The sequence below is a fragment of the Brevibacterium sp. NPDC056726 genome (assembly GCF_042790515.1).
Classification (GTDB): Bacteria; Actinomycetota; Actinomycetes; order Actinomycetales; family Brevibacteriaceae; genus Brevibacterium; species Brevibacterium sanguinis.
Genome location: NZ_JBHTYZ010000003.1, coordinates 196,454 through 213,643, shown reverse-complemented (window position 1 = coordinate 213,643; position 17,190 = coordinate 196,454). Strand labels below are relative to the sequence as shown.

General features: G+C 69.2%; 18 protein-coding genes. 9 read left to right on the top strand and 9 right to left on the bottom strand.

Annotation, left to right across the window (positions count from 1 at the left end; all coding sequences use genetic code 11):
* Nucleotides 1-81: 81 nt before the first annotated feature.
* Nucleotides 82-1,563 (top strand): L,D-transpeptidase, encoded by a 1,482-nt coding sequence (locus tag ACFQ91_RS07255; protein ID WP_198500630.1) that lies wholly within the window; start codon nucleotides 82-84, stop codon nucleotides 1,561-1,563.
* The gene (locus ACFQ91_RS07250; protein WP_211978049.1) at nucleotides 1,563-2,093 is read left to right on the top strand and encodes a GbsR/MarR family transcriptional regulator; all 531 of its coding nucleotides are present in this window, start codon (nucleotides 1,563-1,565) and stop codon (nucleotides 2,091-2,093) included. Before ACFQ91_RS07255 ends, ACFQ91_RS07250 begins: the two co-directional genes overlap by 1 nt.
* Here ACFQ91_RS07250 and ACFQ91_RS07245 read toward each other — a convergent pair.
* Complete coding sequence (locus tag ACFQ91_RS07245) at nucleotides 2,035-2,430, bottom strand: RidA family protein (protein WP_140955730.1); 396 nt, start codon at nucleotides 2,428-2,430, stop codon at nucleotides 2,035-2,037. The genes ACFQ91_RS07250 and ACFQ91_RS07245 overlap by 59 nt on opposite strands.
* Nucleotides 2,431-2,537: 107 nt before the next feature.
* Here ACFQ91_RS07245 and ACFQ91_RS07240 point away from each other — a divergent pair, with 107 nt between their 5' ends.
* The gene (locus ACFQ91_RS07240; RefSeq protein WP_211978050.1) at nucleotides 2,538-3,611 is read left to right on the top strand and encodes a YafY family protein; all 1,074 of its coding nucleotides are present in this window, start codon (nucleotides 2,538-2,540) and stop codon (nucleotides 3,609-3,611) included.
* Here ACFQ91_RS07240 and ACFQ91_RS07235 read toward each other — a convergent pair.
* Nucleotides 3,541-4,569 (bottom strand): iron-siderophore ABC transporter substrate-binding protein, encoded by a 1,029-nt coding sequence (locus ACFQ91_RS07235; protein WP_211978051.1) that lies wholly within the window; start codon nucleotides 4,567-4,569, stop codon nucleotides 3,541-3,543. The two genes, ACFQ91_RS07240 and ACFQ91_RS07235, sit on opposite strands and share 71 nt — an antisense overlap.
* 255 nt (nucleotides 4,570-4,824) lie before the next feature.
* On the opposite strand from ACFQ91_RS07235, the gene ACFQ91_RS07230 reads away from it, so the two are divergent.
* The 3 genes from ACFQ91_RS07230 (at nucleotide 4,825) to ACFQ91_RS07220 (ending at nucleotide 7,805) form a co-directional block, all read left to right on the top strand.
* Nucleotides 4,825-6,171 carry a hemolysin family protein gene (locus ACFQ91_RS07230; RefSeq protein WP_140955727.1) on the top strand — a complete coding sequence of 449 codons (1,347 nt, stop codon included), beginning with the start codon at nucleotides 4,825-4,827 and terminating at the stop codon, nucleotides 6,169-6,171.
* On the top strand, nucleotides 6,168-7,211 hold the full coding sequence (locus tag ACFQ91_RS07225; RefSeq protein ID WP_376904146.1) for a CNNM domain-containing protein: 1,044 nt from the start codon (nucleotides 6,168-6,170) through the stop codon (nucleotides 7,209-7,211). The genes ACFQ91_RS07230 and ACFQ91_RS07225 overlap by 4 nt, the downstream gene beginning before the upstream one ends.
* 252 nt (nucleotides 7,212-7,463) lie before the next feature.
* Nucleotides 7,464-7,805: a helix-turn-helix domain-containing protein gene (locus ACFQ91_RS07220; protein ID WP_211978053.1), complete on the top strand. Its 342-nt coding sequence runs from the start codon at nucleotides 7,464-7,466 to the stop codon at nucleotides 7,803-7,805.
* 148 nt (nucleotides 7,806-7,953) lie between these two features.
* Here the strand turns inward: ACFQ91_RS07220 and ACFQ91_RS07215 are convergent, their stop codons facing one another.
* Nucleotides 7,954-8,535, bottom strand: coding sequence for a ClpP family protease (locus tag ACFQ91_RS07215; protein ID WP_211978054.1), 582 nt, complete (start codon nucleotides 8,533-8,535; stop codon nucleotides 7,954-7,956).
* A complete protein-coding gene (locus tag ACFQ91_RS07210) occupies nucleotides 8,535-9,194 on the bottom strand; it encodes a ClpP family protease (protein ID WP_211978055.1) in 660 nt (219 codons plus the stop codon). Before ACFQ91_RS07210 ends, ACFQ91_RS07215 begins: the two co-directional genes overlap by 1 nt.
* Before the next feature lie 127 nt (nucleotides 9,195-9,321).
* Here ACFQ91_RS07210 and ACFQ91_RS07205 point away from each other — a divergent pair, with 127 nt between their 5' ends.
* Both ACFQ91_RS07205 and ACFQ91_RS07200 read left to right on the top strand, forming a co-directional pair.
* Nucleotides 9,322-9,624: a hypothetical protein gene (locus tag ACFQ91_RS07205; protein ID WP_198500626.1), complete on the top strand. Its 303-nt coding sequence runs from the start codon at nucleotides 9,322-9,324 to the stop codon at nucleotides 9,622-9,624.
* A gap of 330 nt (nucleotides 9,625-9,954) precedes the next feature.
* Nucleotides 9,955-10,740, top strand: a complete 786-nt coding sequence (locus ACFQ91_RS07200; protein ID WP_198500625.1) for a YidC/Oxa1 family membrane protein insertase — start codon at nucleotides 9,955-9,957, stop codon at nucleotides 10,738-10,740.
* A 121-nt stretch (nucleotides 10,741-10,861) separates the two neighbouring features.
* On the opposite strand, the gene ACFQ91_RS07195 is transcribed toward ACFQ91_RS07200, so the two are convergent.
* The gene (locus ACFQ91_RS07195) at nucleotides 10,862-13,408 is read right to left on the bottom strand and encodes an ATP-dependent Clp protease ATP-binding subunit (protein WP_198500624.1); all 2,547 of its coding nucleotides are present in this window, start codon (nucleotides 13,406-13,408) and stop codon (nucleotides 10,862-10,864) included.
* A gap of 149 nt (nucleotides 13,409-13,557) precedes the next feature.
* Nucleotides 13,558-14,028: a DUF4188 domain-containing protein gene (locus ACFQ91_RS07190; protein WP_198500623.1), complete on the bottom strand. Its 471-nt coding sequence runs from the start codon at nucleotides 14,026-14,028 to the stop codon at nucleotides 13,558-13,560.
* A gap of 123 nt (nucleotides 14,029-14,151) precedes the next feature.
* On the opposite strand from ACFQ91_RS07190, the gene ACFQ91_RS07185 reads away from it, so the two are divergent.
* Nucleotides 14,152-14,811, top strand: a complete 660-nt coding sequence (locus tag ACFQ91_RS07185) for a MerR family transcriptional regulator (protein ID WP_198500622.1) — start codon at nucleotides 14,152-14,154, stop codon at nucleotides 14,809-14,811.
* A gap of 62 nt (nucleotides 14,812-14,873) precedes the next feature.
* Here the strand turns inward: ACFQ91_RS07185 and ACFQ91_RS07180 are convergent, their stop codons facing one another.
* The 3 genes from ACFQ91_RS07180 to ACFQ91_RS07170 all read right to left on the bottom strand — a co-directional run bounded on the left by ACFQ91_RS07180 (nucleotide 14,874) and on the right by ACFQ91_RS07170 (nucleotide 17,161).
* Nucleotides 14,874-15,659: a DUF3152 domain-containing protein gene (locus tag ACFQ91_RS07180; protein WP_232623842.1), complete on the bottom strand. Its 786-nt coding sequence runs from the start codon at nucleotides 15,657-15,659 to the stop codon at nucleotides 14,874-14,876.
* A 132-nt stretch (nucleotides 15,660-15,791) separates the two neighbouring features.
* On the bottom strand, nucleotides 15,792-16,454 hold the full coding sequence (locus tag ACFQ91_RS07175) for a VOC family protein (protein WP_198500621.1): 663 nt from the start codon (nucleotides 16,452-16,454) through the stop codon (nucleotides 15,792-15,794).
* Nucleotides 16,442-17,161 carry a VOC family protein gene (locus ACFQ91_RS07170; RefSeq protein ID WP_211978056.1) on the bottom strand — a complete coding sequence of 240 codons (720 nt, stop codon included), beginning with the start codon at nucleotides 17,159-17,161 and terminating at the stop codon, nucleotides 16,442-16,444. The genes ACFQ91_RS07175 and ACFQ91_RS07170 overlap by 13 nt, the downstream gene beginning before the upstream one ends.
* Nucleotides 17,162-17,190 lie beyond the last annotated feature (29 nt).

The window sequence follows — 17,190 nt, the reverse complement described above, 5'->3', positions numbered from 1 at the left end:
CATTCTCAATACTTTCGTGATTTCGCATCAATAGCATTGATTCCGCTCCCCTTCTCTGTCTTCCGAACGAGGTTCCCTGTTTTGTCACGCACGAAGATCTCCGGGGCGATCGCCGCCGTCTCCGCTCTGGCCCTCCTCGCCGCCTGCACCCCGTCGAGCTCCGACCCCTCTGACACCCGTGAGGACTCGACGTCCGCCGAGGTCTCCCCCGCACCCGAGTTCCGCATCGGCACCGTCGCCGACAGCGCTGCCTCCGAAGCGGATGACTCCGCCGAGGCGGACGGTTCCGAGGCGAGCGCCTCCCCGACCGCGACCGGCAGTTCCGTCGGCGAGACCGTGCAGACCGGTGCCGACATCGACGTCGACTCCGGCAAGCGCCTCGTCCTCAGCGTCGACGGCGCGGTGCTCAAGGACGTCAGCCTCGTCGATCCCGACCACCCGAGGATCGCCGTCGATCCCGGCACCTTCGTCGACGCCGCCGGCACGGAACTCGAGAGCGAAGGCGACCCGACCGCCGGGGGACTCACCTCACCGGAGGACACGGACGCGCCGTCCCCGTCGGCCACCTCGGCGCCGGAGTCGTCGGAGAGCCCGTCGACCGCCTCGGCGCCGAATGACGCCGACACCGTGACGGCACCGGACAGCGCAGCGGGGTGGACCTCGGACTTCGATCTCGTCGCCGACAGCACGTACGAGGTGAGCGCGACGGCGACGACGCCCGATGGCAAGGACCACGACTTCGAGGCCACGGCCACGGTCGCTGCGGCCGACGGTGAGCCGATGACGATGCGCACCGTGCTCTCCGACGACCAGACCGTCGGGGTCGCAGCGCCCATCGTCCTCACCTTCGGGTCGACGGTCGCGAAGGAGTACCGGGACGATGTCGAGCATCGGCTCTCCGTCGACGTCACCGACGAGGACGGGAAGAAGCGCGAGGTCGAAGGGTCGTGGGCATGGCTGCCGAACGATCCGGAGTCGCGTCTCCACTTCCGCCCGAAGGAGTACTGGCCCGCGTACTCGAAGGTCTCCGTCGATGCGCCGGTGAAGAACGTGCCGATGGCCGATGGCCGCATCGGCGCCAATGATCTCACCCTGGATTTCGAGATCGGCCGTGAGCAGGTCACCGAGGCGAGCGCGAAGACCCATCGCATGACGGTCACCCGCGACGGCAAGGAGGTCATGGACTTCCCGACGTCGCTCGGCTCGGCGAAGGCGCCGTCGTACAACGGCACGCATGTCGTCATGTCGAAGCACGCGAACTACACGATGACCTCGGCGCGGTGGGGCTACACGACCCCGGTGCAGTGGGCCGTGCGGATCCACAACAACGGCGAGTTCGTCCATGCCGCCCCGTGGTCGGCCGGCGTCCAGGGGTCGCAGAACGTCTCCCACGGGTGCATCAACTTAACGACGCAGCGGGCGAAGGAGTACTACGACTCCGCGATCTACGGGGATCCGGTCATCATCAAGGACTCCTCGGTCGACCTGTCGACCGAGGACAGCGACATCTCGGACTGGGTGTACTCCTGGGACGAATGGAAGAAGCTGAGCGCGCTGAGCTGATGTCCGACGACAGTACCGCAGGCCGCGCTTTCCGGATCGAGTTCAGCACCCGTTTCGGCACGATGTGGGCGATGTCGGGGGCCTCGGTCCTCGAGGGCCGGATCGCCGGCTACCTGCTCCTCGACTCCTCCGGCGGGGTGACCGCGGCCGAGCTGACCGAGGCCCTCGGCATCAGTGCGGGCACCGTGTCGACGGCGACCCGCCGCCTCGTCGACTCCGGCTTCGTCCGCCGGGTGCGCCGTCCGGGGACCCGGGCGGACCGGTTCATCATGGACGAGGATGTGTGGGCGGGCTTCCTCGAGCGCGAGTATGCCTACCTGCGCGCCCAGCGCAGCCTTGCCGCCTCGGCGCTCGAGCGCGTCGCCCCGGGCACGGACGCCCATGCCCGGGTGACGAACATGCACGACTACATGTCGTGGCTCATCGACGACGTCGACCTCGCTGCGGCGTGGGAGACGCACAAAGCCGCGCTCACGCAAGCGCGATCCCCTCGAGCTCGACGAGCTGGCCGGGCACCGCAAGCCGACTGACCTCGAGCATCGTCGTCGTGGGGGCGACGCCTGCCGCGGCGAGGCGCCCGGCGAGCTCCCCGTAGTGCGGGAAGAGCCCGTCGATGTCGGTCGTGTGGACGTTGAGCTGCACAAGATCGCTCAACCCCATGCCCGCTGCGGCGAGGACGGCTTCGACATTGTCGAGGCTGAGGCGCAGCTGTGCGGCGATGTCGCCCTCATGCTGGGGTCGGCCCTCGGCGTCCATGGCCGTCTGACCGGAGATGAAGAGGGTGCGGGCGGGCCCGGTGACAAGCTCGCCCTGATTGAAGCCGAGCTCGGTCGACCAGGTGACGGGATTGACTGCCGTGCGGTCCATCGTTCCTCCTGAAGGTGGGTGTGAGGACGCCGTGGTCGACGCCCCGTCCCTCAAGGCTGTCCGACAATCACGACATCTCCTGTCAGGTATTCGCATAGAGTGACGACATGCGTGCGGACCGGCTCGTCTCCCTCGTCCTCCTGCTGCGGCAGCGGGGCCGACTGTCGGCGCAGACGCTCGCCCGCGAACTCGAGGTCTCGACGCGCACGGTGCTGCGCGACATCGACGCGCTCTCGGCCGCAGGCGTGCCCGTCTATGCCGAGCGGGGTCGGCACGGCGGCTTCTCCCTTCTGCCCGGCTTCCGCACCGAGCTCACCGGCCTGCGCCACGATGAGGCGCTCGCGCTGCTCACCGCCGGTCTCCCCCGCGGCGAGGAGCTGTTCGGGCTAGCTCCGGCTCTCGGCTCGGGGATGCGCAAACTCGTCGACGCGCTGCCGGAGAGTCACCGCTCCCAGGCGACGACGGTGAGCGAGCGGATCCTCATCGACCCCGACATCGACCTCCTCGCCAGGCCCCGCGCATCGGAGACGGTGCCGGCCGAGGTGCTCGAGTCCGTTCGCCTCGGTGTGCTCCGCGGCCGCAGGCTCCGGCTCCTCTATCGGTCCGCGGGAGGCTCACCCGAGCGCTCACCGAGGTGGCGCATCGTCGATCCGGTCGGACTCGTCTCCGCGCGGGGTCGGGGGTATCTCCTCGCCCTGGCCGGCGGGGAGGATCGGACGTACCGGCTGTCGCGGATCCAGGCCGCTGAACTCCTCGCCGAGGTGGCCGACCGCCCCGAGACCGTCGACCTGCCGGCGCTGTGGCGCGAGCGCAGCGAGCGCTTCCGCACGGCCGGTGACACCGTCGAGGTGACGGTGCGGACGTCAGGCGCCGGCGCCGCGGCCCTGCGCGCGACGGCGATCGACCTCGGTCGGGCGCGGCCGGTCGAGCAGCGGCCTCCCGGGCAGAGCACGGTCGCAGGCGGTGAACTCGACCTCACCGTGACCTTCCAGGATGCCGAGCACGCGATCTGGGCGCTGTGGCAGCTCGGGCCCGATGCCGAGGTCATCGCCCCGGACGACATCCGGGACCACCTCGGCGATCGGGCCCGAGCGATGGCGGCGCGCTATCTTACTTCTGCACCTTCTCAACGGCGGCGTCGATCATCGGGACGTAGCGCTCGAGCGCCCAGGGCACGGTGAGCGGGTTGATGATCGAGGACGCGGTGACGAACGACTGGTCCTCAGGGGCGACGACGGCACCGGCCTTGATCGCGGGAATGTTCGCGTACACGCTCTGCCCCTCGATCTCCTTGCGGCTCGCAGGATCCGAGTAGAACGTGAAGATGAGGTCGGAGTTGTTGAGCTTGTCGGCATTCTCCAGACCGATGAGCGCGGAATCGGTGCCCGGCGCATCGTAGTCGGCGCGCAGCTCCTCGGCGATGGGATCGGGGGTGAGACCGAGCGCCGAGACCATGGCCACGCGCTGCTCCTGCGGGTAGAAGACGCCGAGGGTGCCCGGGCCGTCGTTGTAGATGAAGGAGAAGGTGAGGTCCTTGTACTCATCGCGCTTGGCGCTGTCGAGCTGGCTCTGCACGTCCTCGACGAGCTGCTGCGACTCCTCTTCCTGCCCGAGCGCCTTGCCGATCGTCGTGATCTGGTCGTCCCATTCGATCGTCCACGGCTGCTCCGGGTAGGCGACCGTCGGGGCGATCGCGTCGAGCTGCTCGTACTGGTCGGCGGTGATGCCCGACCATGGGGCGAGGATGACGTCGGGTTCGAGCGAGGCGATCTTCTCGACGTCGAGTTCGGTCGCGCCCTGGAACTGCTCGGGCAGTTCGTCGCCGCGCTCCTGGACGGCCTCGTAGATCCACGGCATGTAGCCGGTGTCATCGCTGCCCCACGCGTACTCCTCCATGCCGACCGGCGTCTTGCCGAGGGCGATCGCGGTCTCCGTCGACCCCTGTCCGAGCGTGACGACGCGCTGCGGCTCCTCCTCGATGACGGCTTGGCCGAGTGCGTGTTCGATCGTCACCGGGGTGAAGTCCGAGGACGCGGTGGCCTCCGACGCCGAGGAGTCTGTGCTGCATGCGCTCGCGGTGAACGCGAGTGCGACGATGGTGCCCGCGGCGAGTGCCCGGCGCGCGAATGGAATCGACATCCCTGCCCTTTCGACAGTGGTGGACCGCGACGCGGTCCGTGTGCTTGACAAGGACAGCCTAACTTAAGTTTTCAAGAGAATTGAAACCCCGGCCGTCATCGACTCAGCTTTTTGCCAGCTGACACCCGGATAATCGTGCTCAGCCGTTGCCACAGTCTCTTTCGGAAGGAACATGGACGACTATCGAAGTCCCGGCTGGGACATCACTTCGCACCACACTCGACAACTTCATCCTGCAGAGGCAGGTGGCCGACGATGACCTGGCTGCTCTCTCTGCTCATCGGCCTCATCGTCGTTCTCCTCATCACGGTGGCCACCGGCTACTTCGTGGCCCAGGAGTTCGCCTACATGGCCGTCGACCGCTCCCGCCTCGCGGCCAGATCCGCTGGAGGCGATCGCGCCGCTGATCGCGCGCTGGGCATCACTCGCCGCACCTCCTTCATGCTCTCGGGCGCACAGCTCGGCATCACCGTGACGGGTCTGCTCGTCGGCTACGTCGCCGAGCCGCTCATCGGCACCGCCGTCGGCGAAGCCCTCGGCGGCACCCCGATCCCGACCGGCACCGGCGTCCTCATCGGCACCGTGCTCGCGCTCGTCGTCTCGACGATCATCCAGATGCTCTTCGGCGAGCTCTTCCCGAAGAACCTCGCGATCGCCCGCCCCGAAGCCCTGGCGCTGTGGCTGGCCCGCTCGACCTCGATCTATCTGGCGATCTTCGGGTGGCTCATCAAGATCTTCGACGCCTCCTCGAACGCCCTGCTCAAGGTGCTCGGGATCGAACCCGTCCACGACGTCGATCACGCCGTCAACCGGCGCGACCTCAAGCACATCGTCGCGGAGTCGCGGGAGAGCGGCGACCTCGTCGACGAGGACTCCCTCGTCCTCGACCGCATCCTCGACTTCCCGCAGCAGACCGTCGACCATGCGGTCGTGCCCCGCTCCCGTGTCGACGTCATCGACGAGGGCACCCCGCTGCGCGAGATCCGTGCGCTCATGCAGACCGGGCACTCCCGCTATCCGGTGCTCTCCGACGAGGACGAGGTCATCGGCACGATCGACCTCCTCGACGTCATCGCCGCCGACCCGGACGACGCGGATCTCGCGTCGCTGATGAAGGACCCCGTGTTCGTGCCCGAGTCGCTGCCGCTGCCCGACGCCGTCCGGGTGCTCACCGACAACCACGCCCAGATGGCGTGCGTCGTCGACGAGTTCGGCGGCTTCGCCGGCGTCATCACGATGGAGGACCTCGGCGAGGAGATCGTCGGCGACATCGTCGACGAGCACGACGCCGTCGTCGAGGAGATCGTCGAGATCGTGCCCGGCCGCTGGTCGGCCCCCGGCGTCATCCCGCTCGACGAGGTGGAGCGGGCCCTGCAGCGCGAGCTGCCGGAGACGAGTGCGCAGACCCTGTCCGGTCTCGTCGTCGAGCACGCCAAGGGCTTCCCGGAGGTCGGAGACCGCTTCGAGATCCCCCTGCCGATCGATCCCGGTGATCTCGCCGGTGCCGAGCCGCCCGTCGCCGAGGTGCTCGCCGCCGAAGTCGTGGAGGTCGATTCGCACGTGCCCTCCCGCCTGACCGTGACCATCGAGGAGGCCTCATGATGAGCAACCCGTGGGTCGTCGCGGCCCTGACCATCCTCATCATCGGACTCAGCGCGTTCTTCGTCGCCGTCGAGTTCGCCCTCATCGCGGCCAAGCGCCACCGGCTCGAGGACGCCGCCCCGACGAGCCGTTCGGCCCGGGCGGCCCTGCGCAGCTCGACCGAGCTCTCGGTGCTGCTCGCCGGCTCCCAGCTCGGCATCACGGCCTGCACCCTGGCCCTCGGTGCGATCACGAAGCCCGCCGTCCACTACTGGATCACCCCGATCGCCGAGGCGGCCGGCCTGCCCCTGTGGCTCGCCGACGTCATCGGGTTCGTCCTCGCGCTCGTCATCGTCACGTTCCTCCACCTCGTCGTCGGTGAGATGGCGCCGAAGTCGTGGGCCGTGGCCCACCCGGAGCGGTCGGCGATCATGCTCGCCCTGCCGATGCGGGCGTTCATGTTCGTCACCCGGCCGCTGCTCATCGCGCTCAACAACGCGGCGAACTGGTGCCTCAAGCGCGTCGGCGTCGAACCCGTCGACGAGGTCGACCAGTCGCACAACCCCGACGATCTGCGGCAGCTGCTCCAGCATTCGGCGCAGGCCGGGACGCTCGAGAAGGACGATTCGGACTCCCTGCTCAGCGCCCTGGCGCTGTCGAAGCTCACGCTCGACGACCTCGTCGCCGGGCACGGGGCGCCGACGGTCGTCGGCCCCGGAGCCACCGCCGGGGACGTGCGCAGCGCCTCACACGAGAAGCGGCACCGCCGCATCCTCGTGCGGTCGGAGGAGAACGGACCCCCGACCCACATGGTCCACGTGCGCGACGTCCTCATGCTCGACGACGCCGACCCCGTCACCGAGGCGCTGCGACCGGTCACCGTGCTGCCGGGCACGATGACCGTCATTCAGGCGTTCGCCGTGATGAAGGAGGAGGGCTCACAGCTCGCTCTCGTCGAGCGCGCCGACGGGACGCTCGGTGTCGTCACCGCCACCGACGTGCTCCGCTACCTGCTCTCCGCGGGCGCGGACTCGACCGTCGCCGACGCCCCGACGAAATGAGTCGGGACTCGGTAACGTGAGTCGGGCTCGGTGACGTGAGCTGAGAGTGCTCCCGAGGTGGATTCCGCTCGAGATCGACGCGAGAGTCGAGCGGAATCCACCTCGAGGCGCCTCCCGCGGTGCCGCGTTAGCCCCACGCGATGCCGAATCGACCTCGCGCGAGGCTGGCGCGACCTCCCGCGCTGCTGCCGCGGTCGTCTGCTCACAGCGGAAAGCCTCGCGAGCCGACGTCGGTCGGCCTAGGCTCACAGCATGGACGACCAACGCGCCCCCGTGACCCCGCCCCGGCTCTGGCGAGAGACCCTCGGCCGCGTGCTGCGGGTGCGGCGTACGGAGCTCGCGCTCACCCTCGCCGCCGTCTCGAAGCTGTCGGGGGTCTCCACGCAGTACCTCTCCGAGATCGAACGCGGCCTCAAGGATCCCTCTTCGGAGGTCATCGAGGCGATCGCCGCCGTCCTCGGCCTCTCCCTCCCTCAGGTCCTCGTGCTCGCCGCCGCCGATCTCCAGGCCGGCTCGCTCCAGCTCGCCCGCCTCGCCCAGGCTCCCGCACCCGCGCGGAGCACCGGCCAGGCTCAGCTCTCACTCGCGGCCTGAGCCCCTGCAGCACGGCGAACGCACAGCCCGGCGAACCTCCGCCATACCGAACCCACAGGACGTCAATCCCACAGCTCGGCAAGCCGCCAGCCCGGCGTCCCACCTCGCGCCCGGCACCCCAACCCACCTCCAGCGCGGCGCACCCGCCTCACACGATCTGGTCGACGATCCCGAACGCCTTCGCCGCGGTCGCGTCGAGGACGAGGTCACGGTCGAGATCGGCGTGGATCTGCTCGGGAGTCCGCCCCGTGTCGGCGGCGAGCATCGCCTCGACCTCTCGGCGCTGCCGGACGATCTCGTCGGCGGCGACGATGAGGTCCGGGATCGTCCCCCGCGCCCCGTCCGCGTGCGGCTGCCGCAGGACGACCCGGGCGTGGGCGAGCATCGACCGCTGCCCCGCCTCTCCCCCGGCGAGCAGCACCGCGGCGTCGGCGACCGCCTGTCCGACACACGTCGTCGCGACCGGCGCGGACACGTGCGACATCGCGTCATAGACCGCGGTCATCGCGGTGAGCGAACCGCCCGGTGAGTTGATGTAGAGGTGGATCGGCACCTCCTGGCTGGACGCTTCGAGGTGAAGGAGTTGAGCGATGACGGTGTTGGCGACGCCGTCGTCGATCGGCACGCCGAGGTAGATGATCCGATTGCCGAGCAGGTGCGAGTAGACGTCGACGATCTTCTCGGAGTTCCCCGACCGGTCGACGACGTGGGGGATCGTGTACTGGCTCATCACCGGGCTCCGTCCGTCGCGAGTCCGTGCGTGCGCCCCGGTCCCAGCGGCGCGAAGAGCTCGGAGGAGGCGGACACGACCCGGTCGATGAAGCCGTACTCGACGGCCGCCTCGGCGGAGAACCATTTGTCGCGCAGGGAATCGTGGAACACCTGGTCGAAGGTCTGCCCGGTCGCCTCGCTGATGCGGGTGAGGACGGAGTCGCGGACGTCGCGCAGGTCCCCGCCCTGGAGTTCGATGTCGGCGGCCGCGCCCCCGATCCCCGCCGACCCCTGGTGGAGGAGGATCTTCGCGTGCGGGAGCGCCAGGCGCTTGCCGGGCGTGCCCATCGTGAGGACGAACTGCCCCGCCGAGGCGGCCCACCCGAACGCGATCGTCACGACATCGTTCGGCAGGGCGGCGATGACATCGGCGATCGCGTGCATCATCGGCACCGACCCGCCCGGGGAGTTGATCCAGAGGAAGATGTCGGCGGCCGGGTCCTCGGCCGAGAGGAGGATGAGGCGGGAGGCGATCTCCATGCCGTTGTCGTCGCGCAGCTCGCCGTTGAAGACGACCGAGCGGTGGGCGAAGAGCATGCGCTGGGATTCGGGGACGGGGGTCACGGTGGGGACGTCGTCGTTCTCGTCCCAGACCGGTGGAGCGGTGAGTGTGAACATGTCCCCACGATGACAGCGCCGAGGCGGTCGCCGGTGCGGATTCTGCCGGGAGCGGATCGTGCCTGCCGTGGGCAGACGCGCGTGCTATCGTCGACAGCGCAGGAACTGTTGGGGGAAGGCGGGTGCGATGCTGAGTCTGTGGATGGCGATCCAGCTCATCGTCGTCGTGCTCAGCGCCGATGTCGATGCGGTGCTTCCGCAGTCGCCGGCGCATCTTCTCGTCCTCGTCCTCCTCGGTGCCGCGTTCCTCACTCCCGTCGGGGTGTGGGCGGCGAGTGCGCTCGTGCGCGTGCTCTCCCTGGCCCCGCACGGTCCGTGGATGCGCCGTGAGCCCTCGGCGGTCCGCGACTTCCGCATGCCGGCCGCACCCGGCACCCCGGGCACCGTGATGGCCAGAGCGCCGTCCTTCGTCGTCTCAGCCCACGCCTGAACGACGACTCCTCTGCGATGCTCTGACGGGACTGCCCCCTGCCTCGGCGCTGCGCTGTTGGCATGTCCCCGTTGCCCCACCTCGGCGCTGCCCCGTTGGCATGGCCCCGTTGTCCCGCCTCGGTGCTGCCCCGTTGGCACGGCCCCGTTGCCCCGCCTCGGTGCTGTCCTGTTGGCACGGCCCCGTTGCCCCGCCTCGGCGCGGGAGTCCAGCAGCTTATTCCTCGTTCAGGTGACGACCCCACCCCTGTGCCCGAGCACTGTCGCAGTGCGCGTGCACGCCGCGTGAGCCCGGTTCCGTGCTCACCCGGACGAACGAAGGACACCGTCTGTGAACATCTACGAATTCCCACCCATCAAACTCCTCGTCTCCGGCGCGTACTGGCTCGTCACCGCGCTCAGCGACCTCCTCCAACCGCTCGCCGGTGAGAGCAGTGCGGCGATCGCCGTCATCGTGCTCACCCTCGCCGTGCGCACCCTCCTCATCCCCGTCGGCCTCTCGCAGGTCAGGGCCGGCATCACACGGAAGCGCCTGGCCCCGAAGATCGCCGAGCTGCAGAAGCGGCACAAGGGGAACCAGCAGGTCATGCAGGAGAAGCTCATGGAGCTCTATCGGGAGGAGAACGCCTCCCCGTTCGCCGGCTGCCTGCCGGTGCTCCTGCAGATTCCCGTGCTCATGGCCGTCTACGGCCTCTTCGTCCAGCCGACGATCGGCGGTCAGGCCAACGAGCTGCTCGGGCACACGCTCTTCGGGATTCCGCTGAGCTCGAGCCTCGTCGGTCTCATCGGCGCAGGCGACCTCACCTGGGTCGCGGGACTGCTCTATGCCGGGCTCATCGTCGCGATCGCCGTCGTCGCCGCGCTCTCCCGCCACCTGCTCATGCCGCAGCCGACCACCTCGGCGGCCGACTCCGCGACCCAGCTGCCCGGCGGGGTCGACCTGTCGGGGATGACGCGGATGCTCAGTTTCATGCCGTTCCTCACCGCCGTCTTCGCCGCGTTCGTGCCGCTCGCCGCGACCCTCTACCTCATGACGACGACCGCGTGGACACTCGTCGAGCGGATCACGATCAACCGCGCCCTCGGCGTCGATCACACGGGCGCCCCACGGGCCTAGGCAGCGCCTTCAACGCCCTGCAGACACAACAACGCGGTGATCCGACATTTACGCCCTTTGCAAAGGGCGTAAATGTCGGATCACCGCGTCGAAGAGGGTGGCGCCTCGCGCCGGCGACCGGTCAGGCCGCCAGCGGAGCCGCCTCGGTGCGAGGAGCCACCGTGAGCTGTCCGTCGACGACGGTGACGTCGACGGTTCCGCCTTCGGCGACAGCCTCGGTGACGAGGATGTCGGCGATCCGGTCATCGAGCTCGCGCTGGATGACGCGGCGCAGCGGCCGCGCACCGAACTCGGGCTCGTAACCGGCCTCGGCGAGCCAGTCCATGGCGTCCTGAGACACCTCGAGGGCGATGCCCTGGCGCGAGAGCCGATCGATCGACTGCTCGAGCTGGAGCCCGACGATCTCCCGCAGCTGCACCCGGTCGAGGCGGGTGAACATCACGGTGTCGTCGATCCGGTTGAGGAACTCCGGCCGCATGACCTCCTTGAGCCGACCCATCACCTTCGCCTTGAGGTCCCGCTCGGTCACCGTGGCATCGGCCGAGGTGAAGCCCAGCGGCGTCGATGCCCCGATGAACTCGGAGCCCAGGTTGGACGTCATGATGATGACGGTGTTGCGGAAGTCGACCGTGCGTCCCTGACCATCGGTGAGCCGACCGTCGTCGAGGACCTGGAGGAGCAGGTTGAACGCGTCCGGGTGCGCCTTCTCGACCTCGTCGAGGAGGATCACCGAGTACGGACGGCGCCTGACCTGCTCCGTGAGCTGACCGGCCTCGTCGTAGCCGACGTACCCGGGAGGGGCGCCGACGAGACGGGACACGGTGTGCCGCTCCCCGAACTCGCTCATGTCGAACCGGATCATCGCCGACTCGTCGTCGAACAGCGTCGACGCGAGCGCCTTCGCCAGCTCCGTCTTGCCCACGCCCGTGGGGCCGAGGAAGAGGAAGCTGCCGATGGGCCGGGCGGGATCGCCCATCCCGGTCTGCGACCGGCGGATGGCCTTCGACACCGCGGACACGGCGTCGTCCTGACCGACCACGCGACCGTGGAGCATGTCCTCGAGTCCTGCGAGCCGGATCTTCGTCTCCTGCGTCATCGACGAGGCCGGGATCCCGGTGGCCCGGGAGACGACCTGAGCGATCTGCTCGGCGTCGACGACGCCGTCCTCCCCGTCATTCGCCGAGGTGGTCCTCGAGTTGAGGATCTCCTCGAGCCGATCGGTGAGGTGGGAGATCTCATCGCGGATCTCGCCGGCCCGCTCGAAGTTCTCGGCCGCTATCGCCGAGTTCTTCTCCGCCTCGAGCTCGCCGAGCTCGGAGCGCATCGCTGCCGTGTCGACGACCGGACCCCGCTTGAGCGAGAGCCGGGCGCCGGCCTGGTCGATGAGGTCGATGGCCTTGTCCGGCAGGTACCGGTCGGTGATGTAGCGGTGCGAGAGTTCGACGGCGGCGCGGATCGCCTCGGCGTCGTAGGTGACACCGTGGTGCTCGGCGTACCGATCGGCGAGTCCGGCGAGGATCGTCACCGCGTCCTCGATGGTCGGTTCGCCGACCATGACCGGCTGGAAGCGGCGAGCGAGCGCCGAATCCTTCTCGATCGTGCGGAACTCACGCAGCGTCGTCGCGCCGAGGAGGTGGAGATCCCCACGGGCCAGGCGCGGCTTGAGGATGTTGCCGGCGTCCATCGAATTCGATTCGCCGCTGCCGCCTGCTCCCACGAGGGTGTGGAGCTCGTCGACGAAGACGATCGTGTCTCCGTCCTCGGCGATCTCGTCGAGCGTCTTCGTCAGACGCTCTTCGAAGTCACCGCGGTAGCGGGTGCCGGCGAGCATGCCGGGCAGGTCGAGGGCGATGACCCGCTTGCCGAGGAGCTGAGCGGGGATGTCGCCGGATTCGATGGCCTGCGCCAGTCCTTCGGCGATCGCCGTCTTGCCGACGCCGGCCTCACCGATGAGAACGGGGTTGTTCTTCGTGCGGCGGGCGAGGATCTCGATGGTCTCCTCGATCTCCGTGGCACGACCGATGACCGGGTCGAGCCGGCCTTCAGCGGCGAGCGCCGTGAGGTCGGTGCCGAACTTCTCGAGCATCGACTCCCCCTCACCGGACTCGGTCGTCCCGCCCTGCGTCTGCTTGGCTTCGGCCGCTTGGGCACCGGCCTGCAGGGTCGCCTGCGTGACCCCGGCCTGCGCGAGGATCCGCCCGGCGGGCATCTCCTGGTTGAGGACGAAGGCGAAGAAGAGGTGTTCGGGGTCGATGTAGGTCGAGCCGAACGCGCGGGCGACCTGGTAGGCGTCGAGCAGCGACTTCTGGGCAGCGCCGGTCAGTGTCGGCGCGCCCTCGGTCTCGCGTGCCTCGGCGGATTCGGGCAGGCGCTCGTCGATGGCCCGGGCGATCGCCTCGGGGTCCGCGCCGACCTGGCGCAGGGACGCCGAGCCGTGCTCGGAATCGACCATCACGCGCAGCAGGTGGAGGGCGTCGACCTCTTCCTGTCCGCGCCGCCGCGAGTACTCGGCAGCGCCATCGACGACTTCACGCGTGCGCTTGGACAGCAACCGGTTGATGTCGACGGAACGGCCCTGCCGTGGTGTGTTCTGACCCTGCAGATAGCGGGCGAGGAACTCGTCGAAAGAGCCTTCGCCACCACTGGAAGGTCCGAAGAAGTTAGCCAAAACGGTCTCCTTTGGAAGTTGAGCCAGGGTGACTCATATACGTCTGTTTGACTCAATCAACGAGAATCCTCCCGGTGATATTCCCCGTCCCTCCCCGGCGTGATGGAGGTCTCGCTTACCCATCGGAACCAAGGCTCTGACCAGTGATTTCACCGATCCAGACGGGCCTGGCGGTCGGCCGCGCGATGGCTGCGACCGGTGACCGGGCGGGATCCGACCACCTCGGCGAGTCCGATCGGGGGCATGCCCACGTAGATCGACTCCGCACCGGCCACCGGGTAGGTCTCATGCCACACGCCGACGGCACGCGGCGCATTCCGCGCGCGCCGATTGAAGGCCGACCATGCGGGTCGGTGGGACGCCTGCGGATCGGAGGCGTAGGCATAGAGCTTCTCGAGCGAACTCCAGTACTGCACCGTCCACGGACCGCGCGGGTCGGCGATCAGCCGGAAGCCGAGGAGTCCGGAGTCGGGGTCCTGCGAGAGCTCGCGGAGCATCGGCGGCATCGCCTGGAAGACGGGCAGCCAGAGGTCGGGGCGCCACCACTGACGGATGCGCATGCCGATGTGGAAGACGACGAGTTCGCCGTCGTAATCATGGGTGAGTCGAGTCGTCGTCATCGTGAGCTCCTGACATAATGGATACCTGCACTCTCCAATATTGGATAGTTATACTGTCCAATGTCAAGGGGACGGAGGGTGGAATCAGCCGGAAGAAGGATCAGACGCAAGAAGGAGGACTCTGTGCGGATCTCTGAGCTGTCGCGACGCAGCGACGTGCCGGTGGCGACGATCAAGTACTACCTGCGGGAGGGACTGCTGCCGGCCGGCGAGCGGACGTCGGCGACGCAGGCGGTCTACTCCGAGGCGCACGTCGACCGTCTCGAGCTCATCCGCGCCCTCCTCGGCCCGGCCCGACTGAGCATCGAGGCGGCCAAACGCGTGCTCGGCGTCATCGACGATCCGCCGGAGACGTTCTCCGAGGTGCTCGGCGCGGCACAGCACGCGACGATGCCCGCGCAGGCCCCCCGTCAAGCAGGCCCACCCCGTCAGACAGGCTCGTCCCGTCAGGGGCCAGAGGGAACCAGCACCGAGGCGGCCCTCGGCCTCGTCGCCGAACTCGGGTGGACGATCGACCCCGACAGCGTCGAAGTCGACCAGCTCGCCACGGCGCTGCGGGCTCTCGATGCGGCGGGCATCGACCTCATCGACGGCGGCCTCGCTCGCTACGGGCGCACCGTCCACGACCTCGCCGAGGCGGAGGTCGACACCGTGCCCACCGCCGAGATCGACAGCGCCGTGCGGCAGGCGGTGCTCGGCACCCTGCTCCTCGAACCGGTACTGCTCGCCCTGCGCCGCCTCGCCCAACAGGACGTTGCGATCAGACGGTTCAGGGAGGGCTGACCTCGACTCTCAGCTTGTCGTCAATCGCAGTCGGCCGGTCATCCCCGAGGCGGCCGAACCCACTACCCCTGGGACGGCCAGCCGTTGGGCGTGCAGCCGGACAGGCCCTTCGTCTGCTGCTGCATGAGCGGGGCGGTCTCCCCCGAACCCGGGCACGATTCGTGGCCGTGACCGAGCGCATGCCCGACCTCGTGGTTGATGAGGTACTGCCGGTACTGCGTGATGTCGTCGAACTCCGGAGTCGCGCTCACCCAGCGCTTGGCATTGAGGATGACGTTCGGGCCGTTGCGGCACGAGAGCTTCCCGAGCGTCTTGAGCGGCAGGCACATCTCATCGACGGTGTTCGGGCTCGCGATACTGATCATCGCGTCCTGCCCCGAATCGACGAGTTCGATCGACACGTCGTCGATGTCCTGCCAGCCGCGCTCGTCCTGGAGGGTCGCGATGATGAAGTCGGAGGCGCCATCGACGTCGATGGGCAGATTGTCCTCGACCCGGACGGCGACCGTGAACGCCCTGCCGCCGTCGCGGTTGGGCCCGACCTCAGCGGCCGGGCGCGCCCATTTCCCGCTGCCCTGCATCTCGATGTCGCCTTCGGTCACGCCGACCGCACCGGCCGAATCACCGCCGGGTCCCGTGGCCGTCGGTCCTGGGAGATCGGCCGGGTCGGTCACCGACGGGGCAGCGATCGTCTCGACCGCCTGCGGTGTCGGCCGGGTCTCCTCGGCCTCCTCGGGCGCGCACGCGCTGACGGCGGTGAGGAGGGCAGCGACGACCAACGCCGAGGCGGCGCGACCGATCCGTGCAGCGCGCGGACTGCGGCCGGTGGGGATGAGGGGCGGAATCACACCTGCGAGTCTAGCCGCGGGTTCCCTCTCTCTGCCGGATCTCAGTCCCTGCCGGATCTCGGTCTCTGCCGGATCGCGGTCTCTGCCGGATCGCGGTCTCTGCCGAGTCTCGAAGCGACGGGCACCGTACGCTCAGAACGTCAGCTCCCCGCCCGGACCGCGCAGCCGCGCCCGCAGGCGGCGCTCGGGCCCGGTGGCGACCTCGGTGTCACCGGCCCCGAGGACCTCGAGCATGCTCCGCGTCGCAGCGACGTAGGGCACCTCGACGATGAACTCGAGGAGATCGAGGGAGGGCAGGGCCGCCTCGGCGGGATGGACCGAGTCACCCCAGTCGATGAGGAACGGCTGGATCCCCTCCTGCGGGAGCGGGGACCGGCTCGTCAGCTGCCACGCGAGGAGGTTCCCCTCGGCGGTCTCGCGCGACATGTCCCTGACCTCGCCGACGTCGATGCCCGCGGTGCGCACGGCGGCGACCGTCGCCGCCATGGCCGGCGGGTGGATCGCCCACGTGCGCAGGGTCGGGGCGGTCGCGAGATGCGCGTCGAGCGGCAGCGTGCCGTCGGCCGGAGCCTCCTGCTCGGGATCGGGTCCGAGGATCTCGAGATACGTGTGCGCCCCGTCCGGCCGGCCAGCCGGTGCCAGCCCGATGAGGAAGTTCGCCGTCCCGAGTCCGGGGTGCCGGCCGCCGGGCACGGCCGGCACTCCGGTGGCCCGTTCGATCTCCGCGACCGCCGCGGGCAGGTCGGGGACGGTGACGACGAGGTGGTCGAGATGGGCGGGGATCAGAGCAGCCATGTGCCACCGGGTCCTTCCAGTCGGGCGTGGAGAGCGTCGGTCTCCCCCGCTTCGACCTCGATTCTCGCATCGAGAGCTGCGAGCACGGCGCGGGTGTCCGCGACCGTGGGGCTCGTCGCCCAGAACTGGGCGAGGGCGACGGTCGGCATCGCGCGGCTCGCCGGGTGCGGGGTGTCCAGCCAGTCGATGAGGAAGGGCTGGATCCCGCCGAGCGCGAGCGGAGTCCGTCGCGTCAGCCGCCACCGCAGGGTCTCACCATCCGGTGTCCGGCGGGACATATCGAACACCGCGCCGAGGTCGACGGGCGGATCCGTCGCCTCCGCGGCAGCCGCGACGGCCCGGTCGAATCCCCGCGGATGGATCGCCCACCGCTGCACGAGCGGTGCGGTGACCCCCGCGAGCGCCGGGGGCAGTGCGGGCGCCGTCGGGTCGGGTGCCGTCGGGTCTGGGGCCGTCGGGTCCGGCGCCGTCGGGTCAGCGGCGGGATCGGGGTTCTGCTCGGGGTCGGGCCCGAGGAGCTCGAGGTAGCCGCGCTCGGTCCGGGTCCCGGCGATCTCGAGCCCGAGCAGCGCGTTCGCGGTGCCGCGCCCGGGGTGCGCCCCTCCGGACACCGGACGAACACCGAGAATCGCCTCACATTGCTCAACAGATTGCGCGAGATCCGGGACGGCGATGACGAGATGATCGAAGGTCGCAGGCAGCATCATGTCTCAATATTAAGGCACGAATTGACAGT

Coding starts and splice junctions, on each gene's coding strand:
- ACFQ91_RS07250 (WP_211978049.1), top strand. CDS start 1,563: ATGTCCGACGACAGTACCGCAGGCCGCGCTTTCCGGATCGAGTTCAGC.
- ACFQ91_RS07245 (WP_140955730.1), bottom strand. CDS start 2,430: ATGGACCGCACGGCAGTCAATCCCGTCACCTGGTCGACCGAGCTCGGC.
- ACFQ91_RS07240 (WP_211978050.1), top strand. CDS start 2,538: ATGCGTGCGGACCGGCTCGTCTCCCTCGTCCTCCTGCTGCGGCAGCGG.
- ACFQ91_RS07235 (WP_211978051.1), bottom strand. CDS start 4,569: ATGTCGATTCCATTCGCGCGCCGGGCACTCGCCGCGGGCACCATCGTC.
- ACFQ91_RS07230 (WP_140955727.1), top strand. CDS start 4,825: ATGACCTGGCTGCTCTCTCTGCTCATCGGCCTCATCGTCGTTCTCCTC.
- ACFQ91_RS07225 (WP_376904146.1), top strand. CDS start 6,168: ATGATGAGCAACCCGTGGGTCGTCGCGGCCCTGACCATCCTCATCATC.
- ACFQ91_RS07220 (WP_211978053.1), top strand. CDS start 7,464: ATGGACGACCAACGCGCCCCCGTGACCCCGCCCCGGCTCTGGCGAGAG.
- ACFQ91_RS07215 (WP_211978054.1), bottom strand. CDS start 8,535: ATGAGCCAGTACACGATCCCCCACGTCGTCGACCGGTCGGGGAACTCC.
- ACFQ91_RS07210 (WP_211978055.1), bottom strand. CDS start 9,194: ATGTTCACACTCACCGCTCCACCGGTCTGGGACGAGAACGACGACGTC.
- ACFQ91_RS07205 (WP_198500626.1), top strand. CDS start 9,322: ATGCTGAGTCTGTGGATGGCGATCCAGCTCATCGTCGTCGTGCTCAGC.
- ACFQ91_RS07190 (WP_198500623.1), bottom strand. CDS start 14,028: ATGACGACGACTCGACTCACCCATGATTACGACGGCGAACTCGTCGTC.
- ACFQ91_RS07175 (WP_198500621.1), bottom strand. CDS start 16,454: ATGGCTGCTCTGATCCCCGCCCATCTCGACCACCTCGTCGTCACCGTC.
- ACFQ91_RS07170 (WP_211978056.1), bottom strand. CDS start 17,161: ATGATGCTGCCTGCGACCTTCGATCATCTCGTCATCGCCGTCCCGGAT.